Origin of the sequence: Paenibacillus sp. UNC499MF (assembly GCF_900107975.1) — a bacterium.
Classification (GTDB): domain Bacteria; phylum Bacillota; class Bacilli; order Paenibacillales; family NBRC-103111; genus Paenibacillus_F.
The window spans coordinates 921,810-946,712 of record NZ_FNVF01000001.1 but is presented as its reverse complement, the minus strand read 5'-3'; the positions used below and the strand labels follow the sequence as shown (position 1 = coordinate 946,712).

Annotated in this window: 23 protein-coding genes and 2 riboswitches; of the genes, 6 read left to right on the top strand and 17 right to left on the bottom strand. The window is 53.5% G+C overall.

Features of this window, described 5'->3' with window-relative positions; translation table 11 throughout:
• Positions 1–6 precede the first annotated feature (6 nt).
• From C4S74_RS04325 to C4S74_RS04310, 4 genes are all read right to left on the bottom strand, one after another.
• A complete protein-coding gene (locus tag C4S74_RS04325) occupies positions 7–1,008 on the bottom strand; it encodes a HAMP domain-containing sensor histidine kinase (protein ID WP_103994100.1) in 1,002 nt (333 codons plus the stop codon).
• Positions 1,005–1,709 (bottom strand): response regulator transcription factor, encoded by a 705-nt coding sequence (locus C4S74_RS04320; RefSeq protein ID WP_103994099.1) that lies wholly within the window; start codon positions 1,707–1,709, stop codon positions 1,005–1,007. Before C4S74_RS04320 ends, C4S74_RS04325 begins: the two co-directional genes overlap by 4 nt.
• 240 nt (positions 1,710–1,949) lie before the next feature.
• A complete protein-coding gene (locus C4S74_RS04315; protein WP_103994098.1) occupies positions 1,950–3,182 on the bottom strand; it encodes an aminopeptidase in 1,233 nt (410 codons plus the stop codon).
• Between the two features lie 121 nt (positions 3,183–3,303).
• Complete coding sequence (locus C4S74_RS04310) at positions 3,304–3,855, bottom strand: ABATE domain-containing protein (RefSeq protein ID WP_103994097.1); 552 nt, start codon at positions 3,853–3,855, stop codon at positions 3,304–3,306.
• A gap of 198 nt (positions 3,856–4,053) precedes the next feature.
• Between C4S74_RS04310 and C4S74_RS04305 the strand changes: the two genes are divergently transcribed.
• Positions 4,054–4,548 carry a DinB family protein gene (locus C4S74_RS04305; RefSeq protein ID WP_103994096.1) on the top strand — a complete coding sequence of 165 codons (495 nt, stop codon included), beginning with the start codon at positions 4,054–4,056 and terminating at the stop codon, positions 4,546–4,548.
• A 148-nt stretch (positions 4,549–4,696) separates the two neighbouring features.
• Here the strand turns inward: C4S74_RS04305 and C4S74_RS04300 are convergent, their stop codons facing one another.
• The 3 genes from C4S74_RS04300 to C4S74_RS04290 form a co-directional block, all read right to left on the bottom strand.
• Positions 4,697–5,317 (bottom strand): cyclodeaminase/cyclohydrolase family protein, encoded by a 621-nt coding sequence (locus C4S74_RS04300; RefSeq protein ID WP_103994095.1) that lies wholly within the window; start codon positions 5,315–5,317, stop codon positions 4,697–4,699.
• Complete coding sequence (locus tag C4S74_RS04295; protein ID WP_103994094.1) at positions 5,317–6,171, bottom strand: bifunctional 5,10-methylenetetrahydrofolate dehydrogenase/5,10-methenyltetrahydrofolate cyclohydrolase; 855 nt, start codon at positions 6,169–6,171, stop codon at positions 5,317–5,319. The genes C4S74_RS04300 and C4S74_RS04295 overlap by 1 nt, the downstream gene beginning before the upstream one ends.
• 85 nt (positions 6,172–6,256) lie before the next feature.
• Positions 6,257–6,336: riboswitch (ZMP/ZTP riboswitch) on the bottom strand.
• A gap of 83 nt (positions 6,337–6,419) precedes the next feature.
• The gene (locus tag C4S74_RS04290; RefSeq protein WP_103994093.1) at positions 6,420–7,616 is read right to left on the bottom strand and encodes an MFS transporter; all 1,197 of its coding nucleotides are present in this window, start codon (positions 7,614–7,616) and stop codon (positions 6,420–6,422) included.
• A 474-nt stretch (positions 7,617–8,090) separates the two neighbouring features.
• Between C4S74_RS04290 and C4S74_RS04285 the strand changes: the two genes are divergently transcribed.
• The 3 genes from C4S74_RS04285 (at position 8,091) to C4S74_RS04280 (ending at position 10,845) form a co-directional block, all read left to right on the top strand.
• The gene (locus C4S74_RS04285; protein ID WP_103994092.1) at positions 8,091–9,158 is read left to right on the top strand and encodes a lytic polysaccharide monooxygenase; all 1,068 of its coding nucleotides are present in this window, start codon (positions 8,091–8,093) and stop codon (positions 9,156–9,158) included.
• Positions 9,159–9,340: 182 nt separating this feature from the next.
• A complete protein-coding gene (locus C4S74_RS26380) occupies positions 9,341–9,478 on the top strand; it encodes a hypothetical protein (protein WP_181024294.1) in 138 nt (45 codons plus the stop codon).
• Positions 9,479–9,774: 296 nt separating this feature from the next.
• Positions 9,775–10,845, top strand: a complete 1,071-nt coding sequence (locus C4S74_RS04280) for a GTP-binding protein (protein ID WP_103994091.1) — start codon at positions 9,775–9,777, stop codon at positions 10,843–10,845.
• 424 nt (positions 10,846–11,269) lie between these two features.
• Here C4S74_RS04280 and C4S74_RS04275 read toward each other — a convergent pair whose 3' ends face one another.
• The 10 genes from C4S74_RS04275 to C4S74_RS04230 form a co-directional block, all read right to left on the bottom strand.
• Entirely contained in the window at positions 11,270–12,208 is a 939-nt protein-coding gene (locus tag C4S74_RS04275) for a TIGR03943 family protein (protein WP_103994090.1), read from the bottom strand.
• A 26-nt stretch (positions 12,209–12,234) separates the two neighbouring features.
• On the bottom strand, positions 12,235–13,320 hold the full coding sequence (locus C4S74_RS04270; protein ID WP_258042370.1) for a permease: 1,086 nt from the start codon (positions 13,318–13,320) through the stop codon (positions 12,235–12,237).
• A gap of 163 nt (positions 13,321–13,483) precedes the next feature.
• A complete protein-coding gene (locus tag C4S74_RS04265) occupies positions 13,484–14,374 on the bottom strand; it encodes a class I SAM-dependent methyltransferase (protein WP_103994089.1) in 891 nt (296 codons plus the stop codon).
• 247 nt (positions 14,375–14,621) lie between these two features.
• A riboswitch (cobalamin riboswitch) is annotated at positions 14,622–14,831 on the bottom strand.
• A 279-nt stretch (positions 14,832–15,110) separates the two neighbouring features.
• Positions 15,111–15,767, bottom strand: coding sequence for a bacillithiol biosynthesis deacetylase BshB2 (gene bshB2 / locus C4S74_RS04260; protein WP_103994272.1), 657 nt, complete (start codon positions 15,765–15,767; stop codon positions 15,111–15,113).
• Between the two features lie 26 nt (positions 15,768–15,793).
• Positions 15,794–16,138 carry a YojF family protein gene (locus C4S74_RS04255; protein WP_103994088.1) on the bottom strand — a complete coding sequence of 115 codons (345 nt, stop codon included), beginning with the start codon at positions 16,136–16,138 and terminating at the stop codon, positions 15,794–15,796.
• Between the two features lie 189 nt (positions 16,139–16,327).
• Positions 16,328–19,789 carry a PAS domain S-box protein gene (locus C4S74_RS04250; protein WP_103994087.1) on the bottom strand — a complete coding sequence of 1,154 codons (3,462 nt, stop codon included), beginning with the start codon at positions 19,787–19,789 and terminating at the stop codon, positions 16,328–16,330.
• Positions 19,790–20,080: 291 nt separating this feature from the next.
• Positions 20,081–20,968: a hypothetical protein gene (locus C4S74_RS04245; protein ID WP_103994086.1), complete on the bottom strand. Its 888-nt coding sequence runs from the start codon at positions 20,966–20,968 to the stop codon at positions 20,081–20,083.
• A 93-nt stretch (positions 20,969–21,061) separates the two neighbouring features.
• A complete protein-coding gene (locus tag C4S74_RS04240; protein ID WP_103994085.1) occupies positions 21,062–21,580 on the bottom strand; it encodes a TetR/AcrR family transcriptional regulator in 519 nt (172 codons plus the stop codon).
• Between the two features lie 316 nt (positions 21,581–21,896).
• Positions 21,897–22,826, bottom strand: coding sequence for a manganese-dependent inorganic pyrophosphatase (locus tag C4S74_RS04235; protein WP_103994084.1), 930 nt, complete (start codon positions 22,824–22,826; stop codon positions 21,897–21,899).
• Between the two features lie 125 nt (positions 22,827–22,951).
• Complete coding sequence (locus C4S74_RS04230; protein WP_103994083.1) at positions 22,952–23,764, bottom strand: bifunctional 2-polyprenyl-6-hydroxyphenol methylase/3-demethylubiquinol 3-O-methyltransferase UbiG; 813 nt, start codon at positions 23,762–23,764, stop codon at positions 22,952–22,954.
• Positions 23,765–23,914: 150 nt separating this feature from the next.
• On the opposite strand from C4S74_RS04230, the gene C4S74_RS04225 reads away from it, so the two are divergent.
• Together C4S74_RS04225 and C4S74_RS04220 are read left to right on the top strand one after the other, a co-directional pair.
• Entirely contained in the window at positions 23,915–24,370 is a 456-nt protein-coding gene (locus C4S74_RS04225) for a GNAT family N-acetyltransferase (protein WP_103994082.1), read from the top strand.
• A 104-nt stretch (positions 24,371–24,474) separates the two neighbouring features.
• The gene (locus C4S74_RS04220) at positions 24,475–24,753 is read left to right on the top strand and encodes a hypothetical protein (protein WP_103994081.1); all 279 of its coding nucleotides are present in this window, start codon (positions 24,475–24,477) and stop codon (positions 24,751–24,753) included.
• Positions 24,754–24,903: the final 150 nt, after the last annotated feature.

The following is a 24,903-nucleotide window of genomic DNA, read 5'->3' as shown; positions in this document are numbered from 1 at the left end:
AGCGGCTTACCCGCTCGTCTTAACGGCTCTGCTGCTTTCAAACGTGAGCCGAACCGTTGTTCCTTCCCCGACCCGTGACCGGATGCTGACCGTAAGATGAAGTTTCGCCGCAACCTGCTGCACCAGATACAAACCCATGCCGGTCGATTCTTTAAACCTGCGTCCGTTTTCTCCCGTAAAAAACGGCCGGAACACACGCGGAATGTCTTCGGGAGGAATTCCGATGCCGCTGTCGCGCACCTCCAGAACGACCGCGTTGTCTTCCTCAAACGCAACGATTTCAACCTTTTTACCGCTTCCCGCCGAATATTTAATGGCATTGGAGAGCAGCTGCTGGAGAATAAAGCGGAGCCATTTGGAATCCGTTTCCACCTCAAGCTCCTGCTCTATCACAACTACCGGGTATACATGACTGTGAATAAAGAAACGTTTATAATCATGGATCGCCTCGCTTACCAGTTCTCTAAGCGCCACGGACTCCACATAAAAGTCCTGCTCGAAGGTTTGCATACGAGCCATGTAGAGAACCATCTCCAAACCTCTTCTGATCCGGTCCGTTTCTTCCGCAATACTGGCAAAGCGCGGATCATTGTCTTCCTCCGTGATCAGCTCAATGACCGAAAGCGGAGTCTTCATTTGATGAACCCACTGGTTTATAAACGTAAGATGGTCGCGCTGTGTGCGCTCCCACGCTTTTATTTCACTCTGATAGTGACTGTACTGCGTCTCAAGCAGGCGTCCGAGCGCCGCAGACAGCGGTGCCGCATCCGATTTCTGCACAGAGCTTCCCAGCGAGCCGGGCGGCTTAGAGAGGCGCCTGTATAATTCCCGGTGGCTGAAATACCTGTAAGCCAGATAGGCGCCGAGCACGCAAATCCCCAGAAAAACGGCGTACAGAGAAGTAAGGACGTCCGTGTATCCGTCATACCGGTAAACAAGCAGCACTAGCAAGAGGATGACCGCCGTAAACCCGATCAGAGGCATCTGTTCGCGCCAGAACAGTTTCATGGCCGCTCTCCGCCCGTCCAGGTCACGTTGAGCCGGTATCCTACTCCACGCACGGTTTCCAAGGCATCTTCAATACCGAAATCGTGCAGTTTTTTCCGGATGCGGGTTATATTTACGCTGAGCGTATTGTCGTCTACGAACGTGTCGTCCCACAGCTTGTCCAGAATCGTCTCTCTGCTGACAACCCGGGGACTCCGCTGGAGCAGCGTCTCCATCAGAACGGCTTCTTTTTTGGTAAGCGTTACGCTGTTCTCCTTTAACTGAAGCACCATCCGTTCCGGGTAAAGGATCATCCCTTTTTTCTCGACGGTGCGCTCCTGCGTTCCGGAAGCATAATCCCCGAATGCCCGTCTCAGTTGGCTGCGGATTTTGGCCATAACGATTTCATAGTGAAACGGCTTCGTAATATAATCGTCCGCTCCGTTTTCAAGCCCTCTTACCTGGTCGAATTCACTGCTGCGGGCTGAAATAAAAATAATCGGACAAGTCGATTCCGAGCGGATTTGGCGGCACCAGTAGTAGCCGTCAAACCGGGGCAGGTTGATATCGAGCAGAACCACATGGGGCTGTATCCGCCGGAACTGCTCCAGCACCCCGTCGAAATCTTCCGCCACAACGCCTTCATCCCCGTTTTTTTGTATATGGGCCTGAAGCAAATTTGCGATTTTGGGGTCATCCTCCACAATCATGATCGTATACATAAGCTCAATCTCCTTTGTTGCGACAGACTTTCATCTCGGTTAAGAAAAAGGTTGCCGCCTCCGGCAGCGGGAGTCGGCGGATTGTCCCCATTATACCCGCTTGCCGAAATAAGGACAATTGCACGCGTATCGCTCACAAAGAAAAAGCCAGCCGGCAATCCGGCTGACTTTTTCTATCTTTCCAGCGCACGTACCATGCCTTTACAGGCACAGGCGGGACGTCCGGCTTTTTGCAGAACCTTATGCCCAGTTTCCTTTGCGGAAAATGGGTTCGAGCGTCCCGTCGGCCAGTTCGCCGTCAATGTCCATGTCCGCCGAGCCGATCATGAAGTCCACGTGGGTAATACTGTCGTTGAGACCCGCCTTCGTCAGCTCTTCCACCGACATTTTCGTTCCGTCCGGGATGCTGAAGCCGAAGGCTTTCCCCAGGGCAAGGTGATTCGACGCGTTCTCATCGAATAAAGTGTTAAAGAAGATGATGTTGCTTGCGGAAATAGGCGACTCATGAGGCACAAGCGCAACCTCGCCCAGATGGCGGGCTCCTTCGTCCAGTTCGAGAAGTCCTTTTAACGCCTCATAACCTTTCTCCGCCTGAAAATCCACAACACGGCCGTTCTCAAACGTGAGTGTGAAATTCTCGATCAGATTCCCCTGATAGCTCAGCGGCTTCGTGCTGCGTACCACTCCGTTCGTGCCGTCCTTAAGCGGCGATACGAATACTTCCTCCGTCGGAACGTTCGGATTGTACGCATCGCCCTTCTCGTTCACCGTCGAACCGCCGGACCAGATGTGCCGCTCCGGCAGCGTTACGCTCAGCTCCGTTCCCGGCGCCCGGTAGTGAAGCTTCCGGTACTGCTTGGCGTTCAGCTCCTCGACTTTAGCGCGGAGCGTCGCATTGTGCTGCTCCCAGACCTCGACGGGATTATCCTGGTCCACGCGGGTAGCTTTGAAAATCTCCTCCCACAAAGCGGCTACGGCTTCTTCTTCAGGCAGATCCGGGAATACTTTACCGGCCCAGCCGGTGGACGGAGCGGCGAGAATCGACCACGTCATCTTGTGAGAGGTCATGTATTCTCTCCATTTGGCAAGCGCCTTGCCCGCAGCCTTGGAATAAGCCGCAATACGTTCGGGCTTCACTCCTTGTAGCAGTTCCGGGTTGCCCGATTCGACAAGCAGATAAGCGCCGCCGTTTTCGGCAAGCTCTTCTACCGCCTGCGCTCTCCACGCCGGGTAGGTATCGAACGAATCGTCGGGAGCAAGCGTATATCTCAGCTTCGTTATAGCGTCATCCATCCATTCGACGTAAACCGATTTCGCTCCCGCTTCGTATGCTTTTTGCGTAATAAGACGGGCTAAAGGGGCCTGCTGAATGGAAGCGTTCACCCATAAGGACTGACCCGGCTGTATGTTCAAACCGACTTTCACCGCCAGCTCGGCGTATTTTCCCAGATTTCTTTCGAATTGATCGGCCATCTTCATTCTCCTTTGAGGTATATTCACTGCCACACTGCACGTTATGTAAGGTCCTCTTACTTCTTCGACTTTCGAAGCCGTTTTCCTTGTGTCCTATCCGCAAAAACGTGCGGACGCCGGATCATTCGCTTTCTTTCCGGCGTTGGCGGAAGCGCCTGACTTTCATCAGGTTGCCGCACATCTTATCGTCGCACCACCGGGCCGTCCGGCTTCTGCTCTCGTCGAAGAAAACCCAGCGGCAGTCTTCGTTCGCGCAAATTTTGAGGCGCCGCACGTCTTCCTCCGCCAGGAGACGGGCAAACGCGACAGCCACCTGGCCCATGACCGCTTCCCAGCCCTTATCGCCCGTCCGTCGCTCCAGCCGCCAGACCCCGTCTTCCCTAGCCAGCATCGGGCGGGAAGACACTTCGGCCATCGCTTTATTCAGCCGTAAAACGTCTTCATCGTCAGGCTCTCTGCCGGAGCTGACGCATTCCGTGACGGCGCGCATGGCCCGCCGGAGCTCGCCGAGAGCGGCGCGTTCATGGGGCTGTGGAGGCAGCGGAGCCTCCAGCTCCCATTTCTCCAGAAAGGCTTCCAGCCAGCCGGGCCGGTCAAGCCTGTCCTCGCTCCGTCCCGTCCCCCGCCAGTCATACCACTGGCTGTTCATAAACTCTAAAGCCGAATTTTCCAAAACAACCTCCGGATAAAGATTGAGTCTTCTTCCAATACATGTTAAAATTCAGAATGTAACTACCATAAACTATTTAGATGGTTACAATGTAGCTGTGCGAATGGTTCGCATACCGGGCAGGCTTCTTGCATCACCTGTCCACGTATGAACACACCGCCTTTTTAATTTTACACCATTCTTAATTTAGGAGGAAATGCAATGAACGGATTGGATCTTCTTAAACGCGGCTGGGAGAACGCTTACGGAACGGAAGACTGGTATGCCCCTCTGAAAAACGCCGTCAGCGGCGTAAGCGCCGAACAGGCTTCCTGGCGGCCCCAAGGCGAAGCGGGCAATACGATCTGGGAAACCGTTAACCATCTGGTCTATTACAAGCAGCGTCTGCTGGAACTGCTCCTGGGCGAAGAGCAGAACCACTCGGCCCGAAACAACGACGATACGTTCAAAACGCCCGATACCCACGGTTCCGAAGAAGCGTGGCAGCGGACGCTCCGCGAGCTTGACGACGTTCATACCCGGATCGGGGGCCTGCTGGACACCAAATCCGATCCGGACATGGACGCTCTATACCGCGATCATCCGGTCGGTTTCCGCATCGGCAGCATTATCCAGCACGATGCTTTTCATACCGGCGAGATCGTGCTGATTCGCAAGCTTCAAGGCTCCTGGCCGGCCACTCGCCGGTACGAATAGTGTCCGCGCCGGCCCCGTTAAGCCAGCAAAAAAAACCGTCTGAAACTCTTCTTTCCAAGAAGAATCTCAGACGGTTTTTTTCTGGCACAATCCGAAGCGGTTCATGTTGCCGGCGGCGGCCGGAAAGCATTGCCTACCGCGCGGCCGCTCAAATCCGCTCTCTTACTTGGGCCAAAGCGTCCCGCTTTATTCCTTCCGCTTCACCCAAAAGAAGCGTTCCCTTATCCCTATACACTTTCCGGTTGTCGCCGGACATTGTATTCAAGTTGATTTCCACGGTGATCCAGGCGGATTGTACCGCGGCTTCCAGCATCAGTACGGCAATTCCCAGATCGGACACCACGTTCTTGTTGACTTCCGGGGCCAGGACCGCCAGCCGCCGCATGACAGCAAGGCACGCCTCCATCAGTTCCAGCGGCACATCCGCCGCATATACGGAGGCTTCCCGGATGGCGAGACTCCGGCGTTCCTTCTCTTCGGGAGTGGCGGCCGGCAGTTTCAGCGCCTTCATGAACCGGTTGAATGAAGCCATGTCTTTTTCCTGCAGGGCTTCGAACCGTTCGATGGCCTGCCGGAAAAGCTCCGCGTTCTCAAGCATCGCGGCTTCTTGCTCTTTGAACTTGGCACCCGTGGTCAACCGGGCCGTCATCGAACCCATGGAGGCTCCGAGGGCTGCGGCCAAAGCGGCAATGCTTCCTCCTCCGGGAACCGGAGAGGCCGAAGAAGCCTCGGCCAGAAATTCGCGAATGGACTGATCGTACACACTCATCAGAGTTTTCCCTCCCCGATCTGCATTCCGACCGCTTTCAGCAGATTTTCAAACAAGATGAGCGTCGTCAGCGTTCCTACGCCTCCCGGCACCGGCGTCATCGCTTTCACCCGCTGCAGAGCATCCGGACTAACATCCCCCGCTATTCCGGTGTCCGTTTCGTTGATGCCCGCATCGACAATGACCAGATCCGGGTGCACCATATCCGCGGTAACCATCCCCGCCCGGCCGGCCGCTGTAATGAGGATGTCCGCACCGGCAATATGACGCGCGAGATTCTGCGTGTGCGAATGGCACACCGTAAGTGTCGCGTGCTCCCGCAGCAGCATAGGCATCAAGGGCCTGCCGACGGTTTCGCCTCGCCCGACGAGCACCACATGCCGTCCTTTCAGCTCAAATCCGAATTCCTGCAGAATGCGGATACAAGACTGGGGAGTTGCCGGGTACAGTCCCTCCGTGCCGAGATAACAGGCAAGTTTGCTGCCTGGGTTAATCCCGTCCACATCTTTATCGGGACGGATAAGACCCGCAGCTTCGACCCCGTTCAAGTGCCGGGGCAGCGGAAGCTCCAGCATGATTCCGTGCACGTTGTTATCCGCGTTCAGCTCTCCGAGATGACCGAGCAGTTCCGTTTGCGTAATAGCCGGATCGAATTCCATCAGACGGTAACCGATGCCGAGTTTTTGGGCCGTTTTTTCCTTGGCTTTGGCGTAGTATTCGGAAGCCGGATCACCTTTTATGAGCACAACCGCCAGGGAAGGCTCGATCCCCTTCTTTTTCCACATGTCCGTCTCTATTCGGATCGATTCCCTTAACCGACCGGCAAGATCTGCCGTTTTCATCAACATTCCCACGTTCTCCGCCCCCCCGATTTATTGGTTTCCTGCAAAAAGAAAACAAAAAAAGTATCCGCGGACACGGTTTCCCGTTATCCGCAAATACTTTCGCCCAGGCGTACGGCTATATTTCCCGTGTGCTCCCCCGTGGTTCCCCACGTTCCGCCAGTTACACACCGTTCCAGTGGCCTCAGTTTAGCACAGCCGGCGTTTCCGGTAAAGTACCGGAGCGATTTCTCTGCCGCAGGCTGTTTGCACTGCATCACTTACAAGGTTTGTACGTTTTCCGCCTTTCTGCTGCGGCGTTCTTTCAGCATCGTTCTGGTGATGAGCAGCATGGAAACGACGATGAGCATACCGGGGATATAAAAGATAGCCGGAGTGATGCCTTCTATAAGCAGCGGCAGGAAATAGCCGACCAGAGAAGCCATTTGGGAAATCACGACGTACAGGCTGGCTCCGAATCCCGTTTTGTGCAAAAACATCCGCTGGACGTAGCCCATGGCCACCCCGAGCAGCACGGCCACATAAAACGAATACAGCGGCTGCATGGCGAAAAAGAGCGGCAAATAATCGACATTGGCGTACACCAGATAAACGATGAGCGCGAACAGGCTGGCGAATAAAATGACCGGCTTGAAGCCGTATTTGAGCGCCCAATAGCCCGCAACCGTCATAAACAAGAGCTCGAATACTGCCTGCGCGCTCCATATGTAAGACATCAGTTCCGGATTGCCGAACTTCTCGTTCACGACAAGGGGAAGATACAATCCCCGTATCGCATCGGCGCACGAGAGCATAAGCAGCGCGATCAGCATTGCCAGCGAGAACGGCTCGCCGCTCTTTTTAACGACCGCTTTGGAAGGCGCTTCCACCGTTTCCCGGTAAAACAACAGAAGAACGAAGAGTGCCATATATCCCCCAAGATTGCCCCAGAGCACCCCGTAAAAAGTAAACCATAAATAAATGTTCGCACCCAGCAGCAGTCCCGTAAAAAAGCCCACGCTGAAAGACGCGCGCAGCCAGAGCTGCGAAATCTCCACGATGTCCGGCGCCAGCTTCGAGAAATGATTCCGGGCCATGGCAAACATCTGGCCCATCACCATTCCTGACGGGGCCGATGCGATTGACATGCCCACGAGCGCGGATACGTATCCGTCGGCTCTCATATAAATCAGCAGCCCGGCCGCACACACCACCGAGGCCGCCATGGGGATGATCTTCTTCCGCGGAATCTTATCGCTCAGGATGCCCACACTGATCGTGAAAATCATATTAAGCAGGAGCGAAATGGCAAAAATCGAAGCGATTTCGCCTTTCCCGAGTCCGACTCCTTCTTTTAAATAAATGGCGTTCATGGGCGCCAAAATCCCGACGCCGATTCCGTATAAAATCATCGCCAGAACCAGAACCCACGCTTTTTTGACTGAAATAAACAGTTTTATGTCTGCCGCCACACTCATATCCGGCTCACTTCCTTCCTGTTCTAAACATGTTTACATCTAATTCGTTCCTTTCGACATTTTTCCCTTTTATTTCTAAACTTTTTTCCGTCACGCGGTGTTTGCAAAAAAGATCCAAAATTCAAGGATATTTCGGAGGATATGTTTTACTATTTTCGCCATTTTATGTCTATAAATAGTTCTAAAGACCTACTTCCATTACTTCTACCTTGTACTATAATATGGATATGAGGAGGTGAAATAAAACGTTTAGACATAAACTGACAGGAGGTAGATGCTAAACATTTTGACGGGCAGGAATTAAAGCTCATTTGCTGTTCTCGGTAGATAGCCATTCACTGCTTACGATGCCGAATCCTGACCTATCCACCAGATTGCTCTGGTTTGAGTCATTATTGTTTCTTGTACGATTCTCGGCAGTATAGCTCTAAATTCCCTGTATTCCAATTCACTAAAATCGGAGGTATTTAAATAATGTCCCAATCCATTTCTTGGAACCGCTCTCTTTTCAAAGTTTCTCCTTTTCTCGTGGCTTTCGCAGCGCTTGTAATCGGAGCTATCTGTTCGCTTGTTTTCGCTGAAAGCGCTTCCGCTCACGGTTACATCACCGGTCCAGCAAGCCGCGCGGCTCTTTGTAACCAAGGCATCAACAAGAACTGCGGAGCCATCGTATACGAGCCGCAAAGCCTTGAAGCACCTGGCAGCTACCCAACAGGCGGTCCTGCTGACGGTCAAATCGCCGGCGCTGGCGCCGCTTTCCCTGAGCTGAACGCTCAAACTGCAGACCGCTGGTCCAAAGTGAACATCAACAGCGGAAGCAACACGTTCACTTGGAAGCTCACTGCCGCACACGCAACGAGAGAATGGAAATACTACATCACGAAAACAGGCTGGAATCCTAACGCCCCTCTGAAACGTTCCGATTTCGAACTGTTCTGCTCTTTCCAAGACGGCGGTAAAAAACCGGATCCTGCCACTTCCCACACTTGTAACGTTCCTGCACGCAGCGGTTACAACGTAATCCTGGCTGTTTGGGAAATCGCAGATACGCCTAACGCTTTCTACAACGTAATCGACGTTAATGTTAACGGTGGCGGGACTGGCACACCTACCGACACTCAAGCTCCAACTGCACCTGCAGGTGTAACTGCTTCCGGCGTTACGGCTAACTCCGTAACTCTGAACTGGAGCGCTTCTTCCGACAATGTCGGCGTAACTGGTTACGATGTATACCAAGGTTCCACTAAAGTGGGAACTTCCGCAACTACAAGCTTCACAGTGACAGGCCTGACGGCTGACACTAGCTACACGTTCACCGTTAAAGCGAAAGATGCAGCAGGCAACACTTCCGCTGCAAGCTCCGCTGTAACGGCTAAAACAACTGCCGGCGGTACTGGCGGCGGCACTACTGCACCTGCATGGAGCGCGTCCTCTGTTTACACAGTAGGCAACCGCGTTACTTACAACGGTGTCGTATACGAAGCCAAATGGTGGACACAAGGCGACATCCCTGGTAAAGCAGACGTTTGGAAAACCGTCTAATTTACTCAACAAGCAGGACCATCCGATTTCTTATCGGGTGGTCTTTTTTATTGAAAAAGAAGGCTTTTTCCGGGGAGAGCATCCTCTATTTTTAGTTTATGAATCGAAAAATGTTTAGCATCGGGCTGAGCGGGTAATTTTCTGTAGAGCAAGCAACCTTAACATACAGGAGGTAAACGAAAATGGGTAAAAAAATGATGTTTACTGCAATTGGTCTAGGAGCTGCTTACTTACTCCGCAATAAAGACGCCCGTCAGAAATTAAAGGATCAATTTCAAACCTTTGCGGGTTCCACCAAAACTCAACAGTCCCTGCAATAAAAGCATAGGCTAGTTAAAAATCCTCCGACTCTTTAATGGGTTTGGAGGATTTTTTTACCACTTCAAATAATTTAGGACTTTTTACCCGGATATAATTATAGAAGTTACAAATTTAGAAAGTATAGCAGCCTTTGATCCTCCCTTTCCCTCCCCACTTGAAATGGTATCCGGCTTGCCGGACGACCCTGCTTCCTGTAAAATAAAATTAAACGTAATAATTACGATTTTATCACATGTTCCATCCCGGACAAGAATACAATATTAACAACTATTTGCTCTCAGAAAGGAACTGAGCCGTGAAAATACCTGTGTTCGTACTCAGCGGTTTTTTGGGCAGCGGTAAAACGACGCTTCTGCTCCGGATGCTCGAAGAATCGAAGACACTCGGCCTGCGCCCCGGGATTCTGATGAATGAGCTGGGCAAAGCCGATGTCGACGGCTTGATTCTGGAAGGACACAGCTCCGCATCGATTGAGAAACTGCTGGACGGCTGTGTCTGCTGCAGTAAGAAAAGCGAGCTTACAGGCAGTTTGCAGACGCTGATGCTGCGCAATCCGGACATCCTTATCATTGAACTGACCGGGGTCGCTAATCCTGAAGAAATCGCCGATGTGCTTACGGAGCCCGGTCTGCTGAACCGTGTATTTCTGAAGCAGGTCATCACGGTGCTCGATGCGGAAAATTTCATGGATTACAACAGCCTGTTCGCATCGGACAGACAGCTCGTGAGGACGCTTCGCAGGCAGGTTGAAGTGGCCGACCTGATTCTGGTCAACAAAACGGATTATGTGCACCGCATCCGGCTGCATCAAATCGAGAAGGCGATACGCAAGCTGAACGGGCATGCCATGCTCGTGTATACCACTCACTGCCGCGTTGAGCTGCAGCCGATCCTGGAAGGCGTCCAGCCTGCGCAGAATGGGCCTCTGACGGTCCGGCCTATCCGGATGACGAAGATACGGACTCATCCGAAGGAGCCCAGCACAGCCGGTGCGGAAAGCGGCAAGCGCTCCGCGAACTCGCCTGCCCCGTTGCAAACGGCTCCCTCCCACTCCCGCGTCCGCACCGTTACTCTCCCGTGGAATCAGGCTGCGGGGCTGACCAAAGGAGACGTGGACGCTTTCCTCCAGCGCTGGAAGGACGGGCTGCTCCGCGCCAAAGGGTATGTGACCTTCTCAGAATCCGGACACACACATCTGCTTCAGTACGCCGGAAAACGGAGTGTCTGGGAGCCTTCTTTTTACCGGGGAGAACCCTATCTCGTGTTTATAGGGATCGATCTGGATACGGAACGGCTGAGCGAAGAGTGGAAACGGCTGCCGGGAAAGCCGCTGCCCGTTGAACCAGGGCCGGTCCGCCGGAATTAGCCCCAGCTACAATCAGTCAGGTGCCTGCCGCTCAGCCAAGCTGTCCTGAAACGCCAACCAAGCATCGAGCATAGGCACCTTGCGTGGTGCGGAACGATTTGCTGTACCGGCTCCCTATTCTGCCGATTGTGTCTACCCGTAGTCGAGTTGGTGGACCGGCCGCCGTCATACAGCGAATCACCGTACGCTGGGAGCCGCAAGCGGTACGATAACCTGAATCTACCGGCTCTTGCACTTACCAGCTCTTACACCTGCCGGCTCTTGCACTACCAGTTCCTGCACCTACCGGCTCTCGCACCTACCGGCTCTTGCACTTACCAGCTCTTTGCACTTACAGCTCTTACACCTGCTGGCTCTTGCACCTACCTGCTCCTGCAACGTCCAAAACCGCTTTCCGACGGAAAGCGGTTTTGTTGCCTTAGCGCTATTTTCCAAGATCGGCGAAATCGCCGGCATACGGATAAACGTATGGAGACGACGGCTCTTTTATTTTCCGGATAACGGCTCCCTCCAGCTTCATCACGTCTTTGCCTTCATACACGGACTTCCGGATCGTGCCCTTCACCGTTACCCAGGTATCCTTCGGATACGAACCCGCATCCGGCGCCTCAACGATCACGCCATACGGGGAGGCATCGGCCGAGCAGCACTGCATCGTCAGCCGGGCTACGACAAACCGGTTTTGGGGCATCCCTTCCTCCCGGTACACGAAGCCGCTGATTTCCATTTGCTTCCCCGCAAAACGGCCGGCAAACAGATCCACTGCCGTCAGCTTTTCCATAAACCCTTTTTCTCCGATCAGAATGGTTTCGTTCCGGTAAAGCCGCATGGCCAGCTTCGCATACTCTTCCGTAAAGCGGCTGCCCTTAAACATCTCCTTAAGCCTGCTTTCGTCGGTTTGCTCTCCGCCCTGCCGTACTTCTCCCGATGTTTTCGGCTTTTCTGCCGGCTTTTCCTGCGGCTCCGCTCCCTGCTGCTTTTGCAGGTTGGAGGCATTCAATTGAATCCCTTTCACCTGAGCGATATCGCTTCCCGTTACACGGTCAGGCAGCAGAAAACCGAGCAGCAGCGGCAAAAGGAACAAGGAGTAGGCGGCACCGTGCGAAAGCTTGGATTTGCGTATAACGGGCTCGCATCCGCAGTCGGGTTCGCTGTTTGCGGCAGGCTGTAAAGCCAGATAAATCTGGATCACCGCCAATACGAACAAAGCGATCGCCGAAGCTTTGACGTAAGGGAACAGACGGGGCGCCAAATAATGTGCCAAGCCGCCCGTTTTGACGAGATAAACGATATAGAACGAAAACCCGCATAAAATTGCCGCTCTGAAAAAATAATGAAAGGCGTACATGCGCCTGTCTTCCACCCGGTCCACCTCCCGATTTCAACTGCTTATCTGAAAAATAAGTGCTCGACCAAGACAGAACCGGCAAACACGGTCACCGTAATGAGCAGGGCAAGCAGCAGGACAAACTTCGTTTTGAAAACGGACAAAAGCATCAGCGTGCTTTTGAAATCGAGCATAGGTCCGAAGACAAGGAACGTGAGCAGCGATCCTTTGGAAAACGTCTGCAGAAAGGAGGAAGCGACAAAGGCGTCCGAGGTCGAACATAGGGACAGAATGTAGGCAAACCCCATCATAAACAGATGAGGAAGCACCTCTCCCTCTCCCAGCGCCGACAAATCTCCTCTCGGTACAAACGCTTGAATAACGGCCGTAATGAGGGAACCGAAAATAAGGTATTTCCCCATGTCGAAAAATTCCGTGCCCGCATGGCTCGTCATCGCTAAAAATTTACCGCTTCCCTGCGCGTGCGCGCAGTCTTGCCCGTTCCCGGAGTACAGCGTATCCAGCCTGTGTTTCAGAGGGTTTTTGTTGATAAACGCGTAAACGAACAAGCCGATCAGCGCGCCCGTTCCAAGAGCCAGTCCCATTCGGGCATACACCATTTCGGGATTCATCCGGAAGGCCGTATAGGTGGCCGCATAAACGACCGGGTTGACGACGGGTCCCGCAAGAATGACGACCACGCCTATGTACAAGGGCATTCCCTTGTTGATCAGCCGCCGGACGACCGGGATCATGCCGCATTCGCAAATCGGGAACAGAATGCCTAGCAGACAGGCAAACACGAGTCCGAGAAAAGGATTCCGGGGGATCGCTTTACGGATCCAGGTCTCCGGGATGTAGACCTGCATAAACGAGGAAAGCACCACACCCAGCATAATAAAAGGAACCGCTTCGAGCACGATGCCGATGAACATCGTTTTGAACAGCCCGATGACAGAGGGGTCCGGCAAAACCACACTCCCGGTCCGCAGGGCTTGCCAGGCCAGTACGGCCAGGAAACTTCCCGCTGCGATAACGATCAGATTTCTATTCCTCATCCTTCTGCTTGTTCCGTCAACGTACACGATCTTCCCTCCTGTTTGCGCCAGTCCCCTTATTTTAATCGTAATAATTACGCTTTTCAACAAAAAAGACTTCTCCCTCAGACGATTCACGTAATTCATCCTATGCGAGCCTGTCTTCATCTATGACAAGCTCTTTCCTCTCCGCACTCCTTTTTCTGTTCGGAAAACAAAAAAAAGCCCGGAACGCAAAGTCGCGTTATCCGGGAAAACAGTTCAAGCGGCCTCATCAAACCTGGACGGCCCGCATAACTTCCGGATGCAGGACCGCAGGCTCCAGCCTTTTCTCCGGCTTCCAGTAAAGGAGAGCCGCTTTGAAATTGTGCGGGTATATCAGCTTGCCGTCGGCTTCACGCACATACGCATACAGCAGCCGGGCAGCCTTCTTCCGGTCAAATTCCTTGTCCAGAACCGCGCTCAGGTTGTCCTTCAGCAGTTCCTCCTCCGTGTCATACGCATATGTTTTGTGCAGGTTGACGATTTTACAGTTCGCATCGATTCCCAGCTCATAGAGCAGATTCTGCAAATGGATATAATCTCTGCGTTGAAACCTGATTCTGCAGCCCAACTGCTCCTCGATGTCTTTGTAATGGGGTTTTTCGGGGCCGCTTACCATCCCCGCGATTCCAAGGCGCTTCGCCGTGTTGTTGATATGCAGAAGCGCACGGTCGATCTCCTGCATCCGGTAATAGCAGTTAACCCCGAACACAACGTCGGCCGGCTCCACCTCGGGAAGCTCCTCCCACTTGGCATGCACGAAGTTTACGTGATTCCAGCCCTTCCGCTCCGCTGCGGCTTTCAAGAAAGCAAGCACGCTCTCGGAGCTGTCGACGCATGTAAGGGAACCCGCTTTCTCGGCCGCTTCGAACGTATAGTTGCCCCAGCCGGGCCCGATTTCCAGCACGTCCTCGCCGGGATCGATAAATGAGATAAGCTCCTTGCGCAGATTGGCGACCCAGGAATCCACACCGGATTCTTCTTTCTTTTTCATAAAAGCGTTCCAGAATCCTTCTTCCTTGACGTCATCCGTCATCCTTACGGGGAGATTTCCGTCCCAATCCTTCATCCCCTCCTGCCAGAGGGTTTTGTAATTCGTATTCAGTTTCACTCCGTAATACATCTCTTTTCCTCCCCATGCGGTGGTAAATAGTCGGTTCCGGCTGCCTTTGTTTCTTACGCGCATTGATTGCGGTCATGATGGGGCGGATTTCATTTAGGTGCAAATAAAAAACATCCCGCCGGAGGCAGGATGTTCGGGTTCGTCGCATAAATACGCGCGGGTCCGTTCCATTAACAGATGAAAGCTGAAAGACCCTGGCGATCAGGGAGAACATTCGCATCAACGCCATCCTATATCCGCGTAGGAATGAAGTTACCGGTAAACAGGCAGGTCTCCTGACTCGGGAATCCCCTGCGCGCCTTCCCGGGTTTACCCAGTGGCATAATGCGCTTCGGCCGGGGGATATCCCCCTTTTCCCTTACAGTGGCGGGACCGTGCCGGAATTGCACCGGACTTCCCTTTTAATCCGTTCCCTCTCATTGAAGAATGAACCGGAACCTGTTTGATAAAGAATGTTGAATATTCAATTGTCTTAAGATACGAACGTAACATGTCAAACAACTTCACGGTTAATAGTAGTTCAAATCCGCCGTTTTGGCAAATGAGCGGAGCAAGGGAAACGGGAAAAAATTTCCGGAATCGGTCCAAAGCAAGAGTAGAGCTGGAACCATCAGGTGCTGACAACTTGCCGATTCCCGCCACTTGGCATAAGCTGCGGAAAAAGACCGATAAGGACATTCCAATGTCCCTGACGGTCTTTCCCTGGTTGCGGCAGCGCCTCTACGCCCTCACCCTTTTATTGAAACCGGTAGGTCCATAACCGCTCGCGGCCGAACCGGTCCAGTACCTCTTGGTCGCCTGCGGATTTACCGCTGAGCTGTCCGTTTAGCTGGAACTGGGAGCTGTGGGCAAGGATCGAGCCCAGCTTCTGCGGCATATAAGCCCTAACATCGTTCACGATGTCCGCTTTACCGAGTACCTCTTCGCAGCCTTTGGAAAAAGCGATGCAGTGAACGGCCGGTCTCTCTTCCAGGGGCATTCTTTGAACGGTATCTATAACGGCCGCCCCTGTGGCGTCATGGTCCGGATGCACGCTGTAGCCCGGATAGAACGTGATAACCAGTGAAGGATTCAATTCCTCTATGAGCCCGCGGATTTTGTCGACGAGCAGTTCCCGGTCTTCGAACTCAATCGTTTTATCGTGAAAGCCCAGCATGCGCAGATCCTCAATTCCGATCGACCGGCACGATTCCTCAAGCTCGGCTTTGCGGATTTCGGGCAGCGTCACGCGGTTGGCCGCAAGGGGGTTTCCCATATTGCGTCCCATTTCTCCCAGTGTCAAACACGCGTAAGTCACGGGAGTTCCTTGCCGTATATGGCCCGCAAGCGTACCGGACACGCTGAACGCTTCGTCATCGGGATGCGGCAGGACGACCAGTATGTGTCGTTCCATCTCCATTTACCTTCTCTCTTTGTAAGTTAAAAAGGGCTGCGGCTCAACTGCAGGGAAACGACAAGCTTGCCGTCTTTATCATGTCCCGATAAAATCAGTCTCTCCGTCTCCGTTTCGTCCCAATGGGTAAGTCCTTCGGAATAAACCCAGCCTTCTTCCATTTTAAGCCCGACCCGGTAGGGACCGTTTCCGGCAATAGATCCCTGTATATAACGGATCTTGGAATTGCGGATAAACGTCGAGGCCGTATGTTTGGACTGATCCAGATGAGATGCGTACGCCCCGTTGGTCATTTCCAGATGAATATACAGGTCTTGGGCCTTAAGCAGATCAAGAACCTGCTGAACCGCTGCCTGCTTAATAAACTGCATGAAGATTCCTCCAGTAATATACTGACGTATTCACCTAAACTATTGTATGCGGCTAATCTATTGTAGGTTTAAATGTAGCTAATTATAAAACATTATGAGCGACTTCACAAATCGCCTCCGGTTCGCCTAATCCCGGTAATCCGGCTTTTGCAACAAAAAAACCCGCTTCACGGCGGGTTTTCACGGGTTCTATCGCTCTTTTATCCGGGCGGACCACTCGGCAAGCAGACGTTTAAGCTCATCCGAAAGAATAGGTTTGCTGATATAATCGTTCATCCCGAATGCCAGGCACCGCTGTTTGTCTTCCTCCCTGGCAAAGGCGGTGACGGCAATGATGACGGGAGCTGACGGACCTTCCCCGTATTTCTCACGGATGAGACGGGTCGCCTCAAACCCGTCCATAACGGGCATCTGCACATCCATAAAGATGATATCGTACGCATGCTCTCCCGCAGCCTGCACGGCCTCCGCGCCGCTCGTTGCGACATCTGCCGCGTATCCGAGCTTGCCGGTTAACGTCAGCAGCAGCGTCCGGTTCATCGGATGATCATCCGCAATGAGCAGCCGCAAAGGCTCAGGCTGCGCTTCCGGAAGAGACGGGACCATGGCGGCCGGTGCCTTGGAGGTATCGGCGGCGGGATCTGAAGTCTCCGCAAGGCCCAAACCGGAGGGAAGGGTGAAGAAGAAGGTGGAGCCGGCGCCCTCTTCGCTCTCCACACCGATTTCGCCCCCCATCAGCTCGGCCAGCTTCTTGCTGATCGACAAGCCGAGCCCGGTACCGCCATATTTGCGGTTAATGGCGGGATGCAGCTGCGAGAACGATTGAAACAGCCGGTGAATTTTGCCTGCGGGAATTCCGATCCCCGTATCGCGGATTTTAAACTCCAGCAGAACCGACCGGTGATCGGAGGCAGAGGTCATTTCCACGGCTATCGATACGCTTCCCTGCTCGGTAAATTTGATCGCGTTGCTGATCAGATTGATCAGCACTTGCCGGATTCGCGCCTCGTCCCCCATCACGTACCGGGGTAATCCGGCCGGAATATCATGCGAAAGCTCCAGCCCTTTCTCTTCCGCCTTCACCCGGAACAGCTCCATAACACCCGCGAGCGTTTCCCTTAAATCGACCGCCCCCAGGTTTAATTCCATTTTGCCGGCCTCGATCCGGGAGAAATCCAGAATTTCATTCAAAATGTGCAGCAGGGCGTCGCTGCTCTCCCGGATAATATCCGCGTAGCTGCGCTGCTCCTCGTCGAGCATCGTTTCCTGAAGGAGGCCGGTCATGCCGATAATTCCGTTCATCGGCGTGCGCAGCTCATGGGACATAATGGCCAGAAACTCCGACTTTGCCCGGTCGGCCTGTTCGGCAAATTCTTTGGCCCGGATAATTTCTTTCTCGTTCGTCACATCGCGGAAAACGACCACGACGCCCTTCCTCTCTCCCTTATCGAACAGAGGGGTAACTTGATAGGACGCCAGGAAGCTCGTTCCGTCCTTCCGCCAGAATATGCCTTCGCTCGGAGATACCGATACGCCGTCCCTTACCGCCCGTTCGATCGGCGAGTCTCCGGGAAGATAGTGATTGCCGTCCGGGCAAGCCTGCTCAACGGTTTGGAGGTAACGGCTTCCGATCAGTTCTTTCGGGTTAAACCCGAGCATGGATGCGCCGGCGGGATTGATAAACATCCCCTGCCCGAGCAAGTCCAGCCCGAAAATTCCTTCGGAAACGGAATTGAGAATCAGCGCGTGCTCATAGCTCAGCTTCTCGATCTCTTCCGTATATTTTTTCCGGTCCGTAATGTCGCTCGTCAGGACGTACACCCCGACTATGCTGCCGCCAAGCACAATCGGAACGTTCAGGATATTCGCTTCGATGCGGTGTCCGTCTTTATGAATGAGGCCGATCTCGTAAGCTTGCGGATCCCCTTTCACCGCCAGCCCGAAGTGCCGGAGGGTCTTCTCGTAATCGTCCGGATGAACGAGCGCGGCGAAATGCCGGTCGGTCAGCTCCTTCTCGGAGTATCCCGTTAACATCTGCTGGCCCCGGTTAGCCGTCAGCAGATTTCCTTGGAGATCAAGCGAGGCTACGCCGACGGGATTGTAATCAAACAGCGATTTGTATTCCTGGAGGCGCAGCTCCGTGTTTTTGCGCTCCGTAATATCGCGGGAAATGGCCACGATCTCCTGATTTCTGTTCTGATCGTCCACAGTGTAGCGGCTGGTCGTTTCAAACCAGACATACGTGCCGTCTTTGCGGAAAAACCGGAACGTTATCTTCTCGTCGCCTTCCCCATGGAGATTTTCCTGGAGATACTCTTTAACGTTGTCGACATCGTCGGGGTGAATATAGCCTAGCCCCGGTGTGCCCACCATTTCCTCGGGCTCGTAACCGAGCATCGTGCGGCAGATCGGAGACACGAACAGGAACGTCGCCTGCTCATCGACGGCATGCCGGGAAATAAAATCAAGCGAGTATTCCGAGATAAGCCGGTAATTCTGCTCGCTTTCCAGAATCCGTTCTTCCATCCTCCGGCGTTCGGTTATATCCTGCACCATTCCGATGATTTGAATGGGATGGTTGAATTCGTCGGTAACAACCTCCCATTGGCCCGCGATGGTACGGACCGACTGGTCCGGCAGACAGATTTTGTAGACCAGCTCGCCGGACTCCCCTTTTGCTATCGCATTCCCGATGCTTTCGCGGACACGCGGAAGATCTCCGGGGTCAATGCAGCTCATGAATAAATCCGCATTGGAATCGACGGAATGGATGGCGTAACCGAAAATACGGCGCATTTCATCCGAGAAAGAAAGCCGCGAACTCAGCAGGTCCCACTCCCACGAACCGATATGCGCAATCCGCTGTGCCTCGGCCAGCGTTTCTTCATACTTTTTCCGCTCCGTCACGTTGCGCCCGATCGCCAATATTTTGATAACGCGGCCTTCACTGTTACGTACCAGCTGAAAAGCGGTCTCCAGCCAAATATAATGGCCCTGCTTGTGCCGGACCCGCCTTATAAAAACTTCTTTCTCCGAATAAAGCTTGTCGCGGCTTCGCATTTGGAAAGCATCTTCGGGGTGGTAGAAATCGACGCGCTTGCGCCCGATCATTTCTTCCGGTTTATAGCCGAGGAGCCCTTCTACGGAAGGGGAAATATATAGAATCGTCCCGCTCGGCGAGCTGAACGAGATAACATCCTGAATGTTTTTGGAAAAAAGCAGGGAAAGATCACGGTTGTCCTCCAGCTCTTTTTCGGCTGCTTTTTTATCCGTTATATCCGCGATTTCATGGATAAGATAGAGCGGATGGCCTGCCGCGTTATCGCGTGCGAGAGTTGTACGGGTGGATACCGTGATGACGTTCCCGTTCCTATGAAAATACCGTTTCTCCCTTTCATAAATCTCACCGGGAAAACGGGTCAACTTTTCCATCACCTGTCCGTGCTCGTCGGTGAGCCGGTCTTCGGGATGCACAATCTCTTGCTCGTTTTTTTCGCGCAGCTCCGCTTCCGAATAACCCAGAATGCCGCACAAAGCCGGGTTAATGCTTAGCCACTCCCCGTTTTCCGGAGATGCAAATACAAGACCGTTCGCGGCCTGACCGTACAAATGAGTAAAAAGGGTTTCTTTAGCCTGCGAAGGGATGTTCACGGGAAGCCTCCTTGCTTTCTGCCCCCTAAATGAGGGGCGCTGTTTCACCGAACCGGTGATCCGGCCGGAAAACAGATAGGTTCGATGTAGTTATTATAACAACAACGAACCATTTAGAAACGCCGAAATTACTTCCTCCCTCCAAAACTTTCAATCTCTCTTTGCTCAGCCGAAAAAAAGACCGGATTTCCTTCGTCTGCAAGGAAATCCGGCCATGGATCAACCGCCAATCCGGCGCGTCCGGCTATAGTTAACCTCCGGCATGCGGCTCCTCGCCGCGCCTTGGAGCCGTTACAGTTTCGGCAGGCCCGCCCGGGTTTTCCAGCTTACGGTTACCGACATCCGGAGAGCCGTGCCGAGGGCAAAGAGCCACACGAGCATCCCGGCGGCCGCCGCGAGCGTCCAGGGCGACAGCTCGGCGACGGACATGCCCGAAGCCGTCTGGATTGCGATACCGGCGACCGCAAGCATCCAGCCGATTGCGCCTGCGTGGACAAGCAGGACTTTGCGGGACTGGCCTTCGTCCGATTTTTCCAGCAGCCAGCCAAGCAGCGGAATCGTCTGAACCGCATGAAATCCGAGCCCGTGCAGGACGATCAGATTGCCAGCAGCACCGGTATAGCGGCTCTCGAGAACGACCATGCCGATCCCCGCCGCGACGGCCGCCATAGTGGAGAGAAACCCGTACCGGATGCCGAGAATGACAAGCGGCCGGTCCCTTAAGGCCGTTTTTCTGAAAAAAGCCGCTGCAAGCCAGACAATAAGAACAATCAGCAGCATGGAGTCCATACCGAAGGTGATGCCCGCGATACGGTCGACGGTGGAGCCCGCCTGCGTAAAGCGCGGATTGATTCCCCTCAGGTGCTGAACGGATTCCAGCAGATAGGCTGCCCCTGCGGTGAAGGCGAGCATCCAGCGGTACACTTTGCGCGAGCGGACGCTCATACGGGCCAAAGGCAGAATGGCCGCTATCGACAGGATAAACATGCCTAGTGCGGCGTTAAAGGAAAAGGCGCTTTCCAAGTTCCCTTCCGGAAGAACCCGGCTTCCGTATAAGGTCATATAAACCGCCATAAAAGCCGCCAGTATAAAGCCTGCCAACCCCGTCCAGATTAGTATACGTTCGCCTGAAAACATTGAATTGGAGTCTTTGTGTCCGTTAAAAAGAGCTGGTTTCATTTTGAGCACTTCCTCTTCTTGGATATTTATTTATTAGTCAATAAATGATTCTGCAAAAAAATAGGCAGCTTTAACGTGCCGCCTTGATCTGTCCTAGCAGTTCAAGTCTTTGAAAGGCAGCAGCTCGGGAAGCTGCAGCACATCCGAAGTTACGATCAGAAGTCCGATTGCCATGAAATTGCCGGCCGCCGTCTCGACATCGTCTACCCCGGCTTCCTTGAATTTCCGCACGATTGAAGTGTGTATCAGCGAAAACTTCTCGCCCATATGTCTGCGGATTTCGGGTTCCGATATGGCCGGCGCCTGCAGCACCATTAACATTTCCGCCCGGTTGACCCGCATCAGTTCGTTGAATGCCTGGCCCATCGACTCCATAATGAGATTCCCCGGAGCCTCCACCTGCATGAAGGCATTGTAGAGCCGCAGTACGGCCCGGTCAACCACGGCCTTGAACAGTTCTTCCTTGTTCTTGAAAAAATGAAACACGTACGGCTGCGTTACGCCCGCCGCTTTAGCCACCATGGCTGTCGTTGCTTTATAATATCCGAGTTCCGCGAATATTCCCACGGCTGCGTCTATAATCTGTTCTTTGCGATCTTCGCGGACAACCAATTCCGCACCCCCTTTTTATTTATTGATAAATAAATAATAAAAGCCGAGCGGCCGTTTCGTCAAGAGGCAAAGCTAACTTTTTTTGCCATCGCGTTCTAAATGCCTGCTGGTTCTCGATTTTTCCTCAGCCGACTTTGTTGCCGCCTCAAGAAACGCCTGGGCCTTGCATTAAGCGTAACGTACGTGCTGTGAGCATATGTTTGAGGGGCAGGCCAGCCATTCCGACTGACGCAATCGGTACCGGCATCCGTTCCGGCGTCAGTGAACGTTAAAAAACCGCCGGGCTTGGATGCCCGGCGGCCGTTATCGTTAAAGCTTATTTGCTCAAAATGTCCGTCAGGACAGGCACGATTTGCGATTTGCGGGAAACGACGCCTTTCAGCACCGCTTTGTTGTCGGCCAGCGTTACGTTATACGCTTCCTCAACCGCTTTGGCGGAAGAGCCGAGCGCCAGACCGATGGAATCGTTGTTAAGAATGTCGGTTACGACGAACAGGAAAAGATCCAGTCCTTTTTTCTCGATAATCGCGTTCAAAGCGGCTTCCAGCTCGTCCTGACGAGCGAGAATATCGTTCGTGTCCACCGCGTTCACTTGCGCGATTTCCACCTTGTGGGAGCCCATCTGGAACTCTTTCGCGTCCAGCGAAATGAGCTGCTCGATCGTTTTGTCGCTAAGGTCCGCGCCCGCTTTGAGCATGTCCAGCCCGTAGCTTTCAAGGTTAACGCCGGCGATTTCCGCCAGTTCGCGGGCAGCCGCCACGTCCTGCTCCGTGCAGGTCGGCGATTTCAGAAGCAGCGTGTCCGAAATAATAGCGGATACCATCAGTCCGGCGATGTTTTGCGGGACGGTCTTGCCGTTTTCTTTGTACAGCTTGTTCAGAATCGTTGCCGTGCAGCCGACGGGTTCGGCGCGGTAGTAGAGCGGGCCGCTTGTCTCGAAGTTCGCGATGCGGTGGTGGTCGATGACTTCGGTAACGCGCACTTGATCGATGTCGCTTACGCTCTGCTGACGTTCGTTATGATCGACGAGAATAACGGTCTTGGCTTCGCCGGCAACCGTCTCGACGAGACGGGGAGCTTCTGCCTTAAAAGTATCCAGCGCGAATTGGGTTTCGCCGCTTACGGCTCCCAGGCGGACCGCTTCTACGTTTTCGCCAAGCTGGGTTTTCAGGTCTGCATATGCGAGTGCGGAACAAATGGTGTCGGTGTCCGGGTTTTTGTGTCCGAAAATCAATGTTTTTTCCATCAGTAAAGGCTCCTTACTTCGTTTGAATTTAATGGATCGAAAAATAAGCTAAAAATCCTACCTCGATTATAGCGTTAAAACCTGCTTATTCCAATCCCTATACAGAGAATAATCAGAGGGCCGCTTCAAAGTCTCCGGCCGATATACAAAAGGTGCGAAGAAGAACCGAGATTGTACGGATCTTCGGCCGCCTGCAGGATCAGATCCAGCACTCTGCGGGAAACTTCCTCCCCCTGCGCGCGCCAATAATCCCACTGCTCCTCTGTCATTTCGCCGGCGATACTTCCCGAACCGATCAGCTTGACGGTCCCGAAGCCGTGTGATTCCATGAACGGGACGATGTCTCCCACCTGAAAATAGTACGCGCCGGTAAAGCGCCCTTCCTCGCTGTGATTGAAGGCGCCCGTTTCGGCGAAAGCTTCCAGGCCGCTGACGGTATCGTTCGGCCTCCAGTTCCGCGGAAAGCGCAGGGAATTGGCGAGATGCCTGATCCGCGGCATAAAAGCGACAAAGACCCAGCCGTCTTTGGCCGTTACCCGGTGCAGCTCGCGTACCGCCCTCACCCGGTCTTCTGCGGCCTGCAGATGATACAGAGGACCGAGCATCAGGGATGCGCCGAACTGACCGTCTCCGAACAAGCTGAGGTCCCTGGCATCCGCCGCATGAAAGCCGCCGAACCGATCCAGAAGCCCCAGCTCTTCCGCTTTGCTTCGCGCCGTTTCCACGAGCTTGGGCGTTAAATCGGCCAGGGTTACCCGGTGGCCTAGGCGAGCCAGCTCCATGGCGTATTTGCCGGGCCCCGCTCCGTTATCCAGAACAGCGGCGCCCGGGGGGATAAACTTTTTGATAAAAGAGATATTTATGAGGTACTCCCACGGTTCCCGGTCCAGTCTCCCCCACTCGTCGAATCGGCTGTAATAGTTCACGATAGGTTCCATGTGCAACGCCTCCCGAATCCTGTTCCCAAAACAATTCGAGCCGAAAAGTGTTTTTCCCTTCCGTGAAACAGGAATTAGGGGATGGATGTTTAATAGGATTAAGGTGTGGAGTTACCAGAAAACAGAACTCGTATAAAAGGAGAAAATAGTATGAACATTACGGAATTACGCCCAGGCGGGCCCTATCCGATGGACCTGCTTCTGCTTGCCGATCCTTCGGAAGAGCTGGTCCGGGAATACATACAAAGAGGACGCTGCTTTACCGCTGCGGCTGCCGACGGGACCGTGATAGGCGTCTACGTGCTGCTGCCGACCCGCCCGGGTACGGTCGAGCTCGTTAACGTGGCGGTCCGCGAGGATTGTCACGGCAGAGGCTACGGCAAGCGGCTGGTTCTTCATGCCATCGGGCAGGCCAGGGAATTCGGCTTCAAAACGATCGAAATCGGGACAGGCAGCACCGGGGTCGCCCAGCTTGCGCTTTATCAGAAATGCGGATTCCGGATTACGGGAATCGACAAGGACTTTTTTGTCCGGCACTATGACGAAGAAATTTACGAGAACGGAATGCAGGTGATCGATATGGTCCGGATGTCCCAAGATTTATAGAACTTTAATGAGTGCGCTCTCAACCTCCGACATTTTCTTCCCTTACCGTCTGGTATGCTGGAAGTGCGCTTAGAGAACTAAGTGTACAAATGGAGGGATGAACGATGGCAGAATCCGAAAAAGAAATTCAATTGTCCGAAGAAGAAGCCACAGGCACAGAAACGGCCACTGCCGGCGAGGTTGAGGCGGTTGAGGATACCACGGCTGAAGCCGAAAACGCCGCCGAAGCTGCGGAAGACGAAACGGCGGAAAATGGCGAACCGGACGAGGACACGCCGGAAGATATCTCGGAAACGGACGACGGCGAAGTGCCGGAAGCCGGTGGAAACGCCGAGCCAGATGAAGCCGTTGAAGAAGCGGCGTCCGAAGAAGTTTCGGATTAAATCCAGCAATCCCTTCGCTTCCCTTACTTACAGCTGCCGAGCCTGTTCCCTTAGGAGCAGGCTTTTTATGCGGCCGGCTTATATCCGCACGGCACTTTTATGGCGAGCATTCCCTCATGTACAGCAAATAAAGCATAAAAAAAGGCTTTA

Bases quoted from the DNA above. Each gene is read 5' to 3' on its own strand.
- C4S74_RS04235 (WP_103994084.1), bottom strand. From the start codon at position 22,826: ATGGAAAAAACATTGATTTTCGGACACAAAAACCCGGACACCGACACC.
- C4S74_RS04230 (WP_103994083.1), bottom strand. From the start codon at position 23,764: ATGGAACCTATCGTGAACTATTACAGCCGATTCGACGAGTGGGGGAGA.
- C4S74_RS04255 (WP_103994088.1), bottom strand. From the start codon at position 16,138: ATGCAGTTTATTAAGCAGGCAGCGGTTCAGCAGGTTCTTGATCTGCTT.
- C4S74_RS04285 (WP_103994092.1), top strand. From the start codon at position 8,091: ATGTCCCAATCCATTTCTTGGAACCGCTCTCTTTTCAAAGTTTCTCCT.
- C4S74_RS26380 (WP_181024294.1), top strand. From the start codon at position 9,341: ATGGGTAAAAAAATGATGTTTACTGCAATTGGTCTAGGAGCTGCTTAC.
- C4S74_RS04245 (WP_103994086.1), bottom strand. From the start codon at position 20,968: ATGAAACCAGCTCTTTTTAACGGACACAAAGACTCCAATTCAATGTTT.
- C4S74_RS04300 (WP_103994095.1), bottom strand. From the start codon at position 5,317: ATGAGTGTGTACGATCAGTCCATTCGCGAATTTCTGGCCGAGGCTTCT.
- C4S74_RS04225 (WP_103994082.1), top strand. From the start codon at position 23,915: ATGAACATTACGGAATTACGCCCAGGCGGGCCCTATCCGATGGACCTG.
- C4S74_RS04320 (WP_103994099.1), bottom strand. From the start codon at position 1,709: ATGTATACGATCATGATTGTGGAGGATGACCCCAAAATCGCAAATTTG.
- bshB2 (WP_103994272.1), bottom strand. From the start codon at position 15,767: ATGGAACGACACATACTGGTCGTCCTGCCGCATCCCGATGACGAAGCG.
- C4S74_RS04290 (WP_103994093.1), bottom strand. From the start codon at position 7,616: ATGAGTGTGGCGGCAGACATAAAACTGTTTATTTCAGTCAAAAAAGCG.
- C4S74_RS04325 (WP_103994100.1), bottom strand. From the start codon at position 1,008: ATGAAACTGTTCTGGCGCGAACAGATGCCTCTGATCGGGTTTACGGCG.
- C4S74_RS04220 (WP_103994081.1), top strand. From the start codon at position 24,475: ATGGCAGAATCCGAAAAAGAAATTCAATTGTCCGAAGAAGAAGCCACA.
- C4S74_RS04265 (WP_103994089.1), bottom strand. From the start codon at position 14,374: ATGTATTACGGAGTGAAACTGAATACGAATTACAAAACCCTCTGGCAG.
- C4S74_RS04315 (WP_103994098.1), bottom strand. From the start codon at position 3,182: ATGGCCGATCAATTCGAAAGAAATCTGGGAAAATACGCCGAGCTGGCG.
- C4S74_RS04305 (WP_103994096.1), top strand. From the start codon at position 4,054: ATGAACGGATTGGATCTTCTTAAACGCGGCTGGGAGAACGCTTACGGA.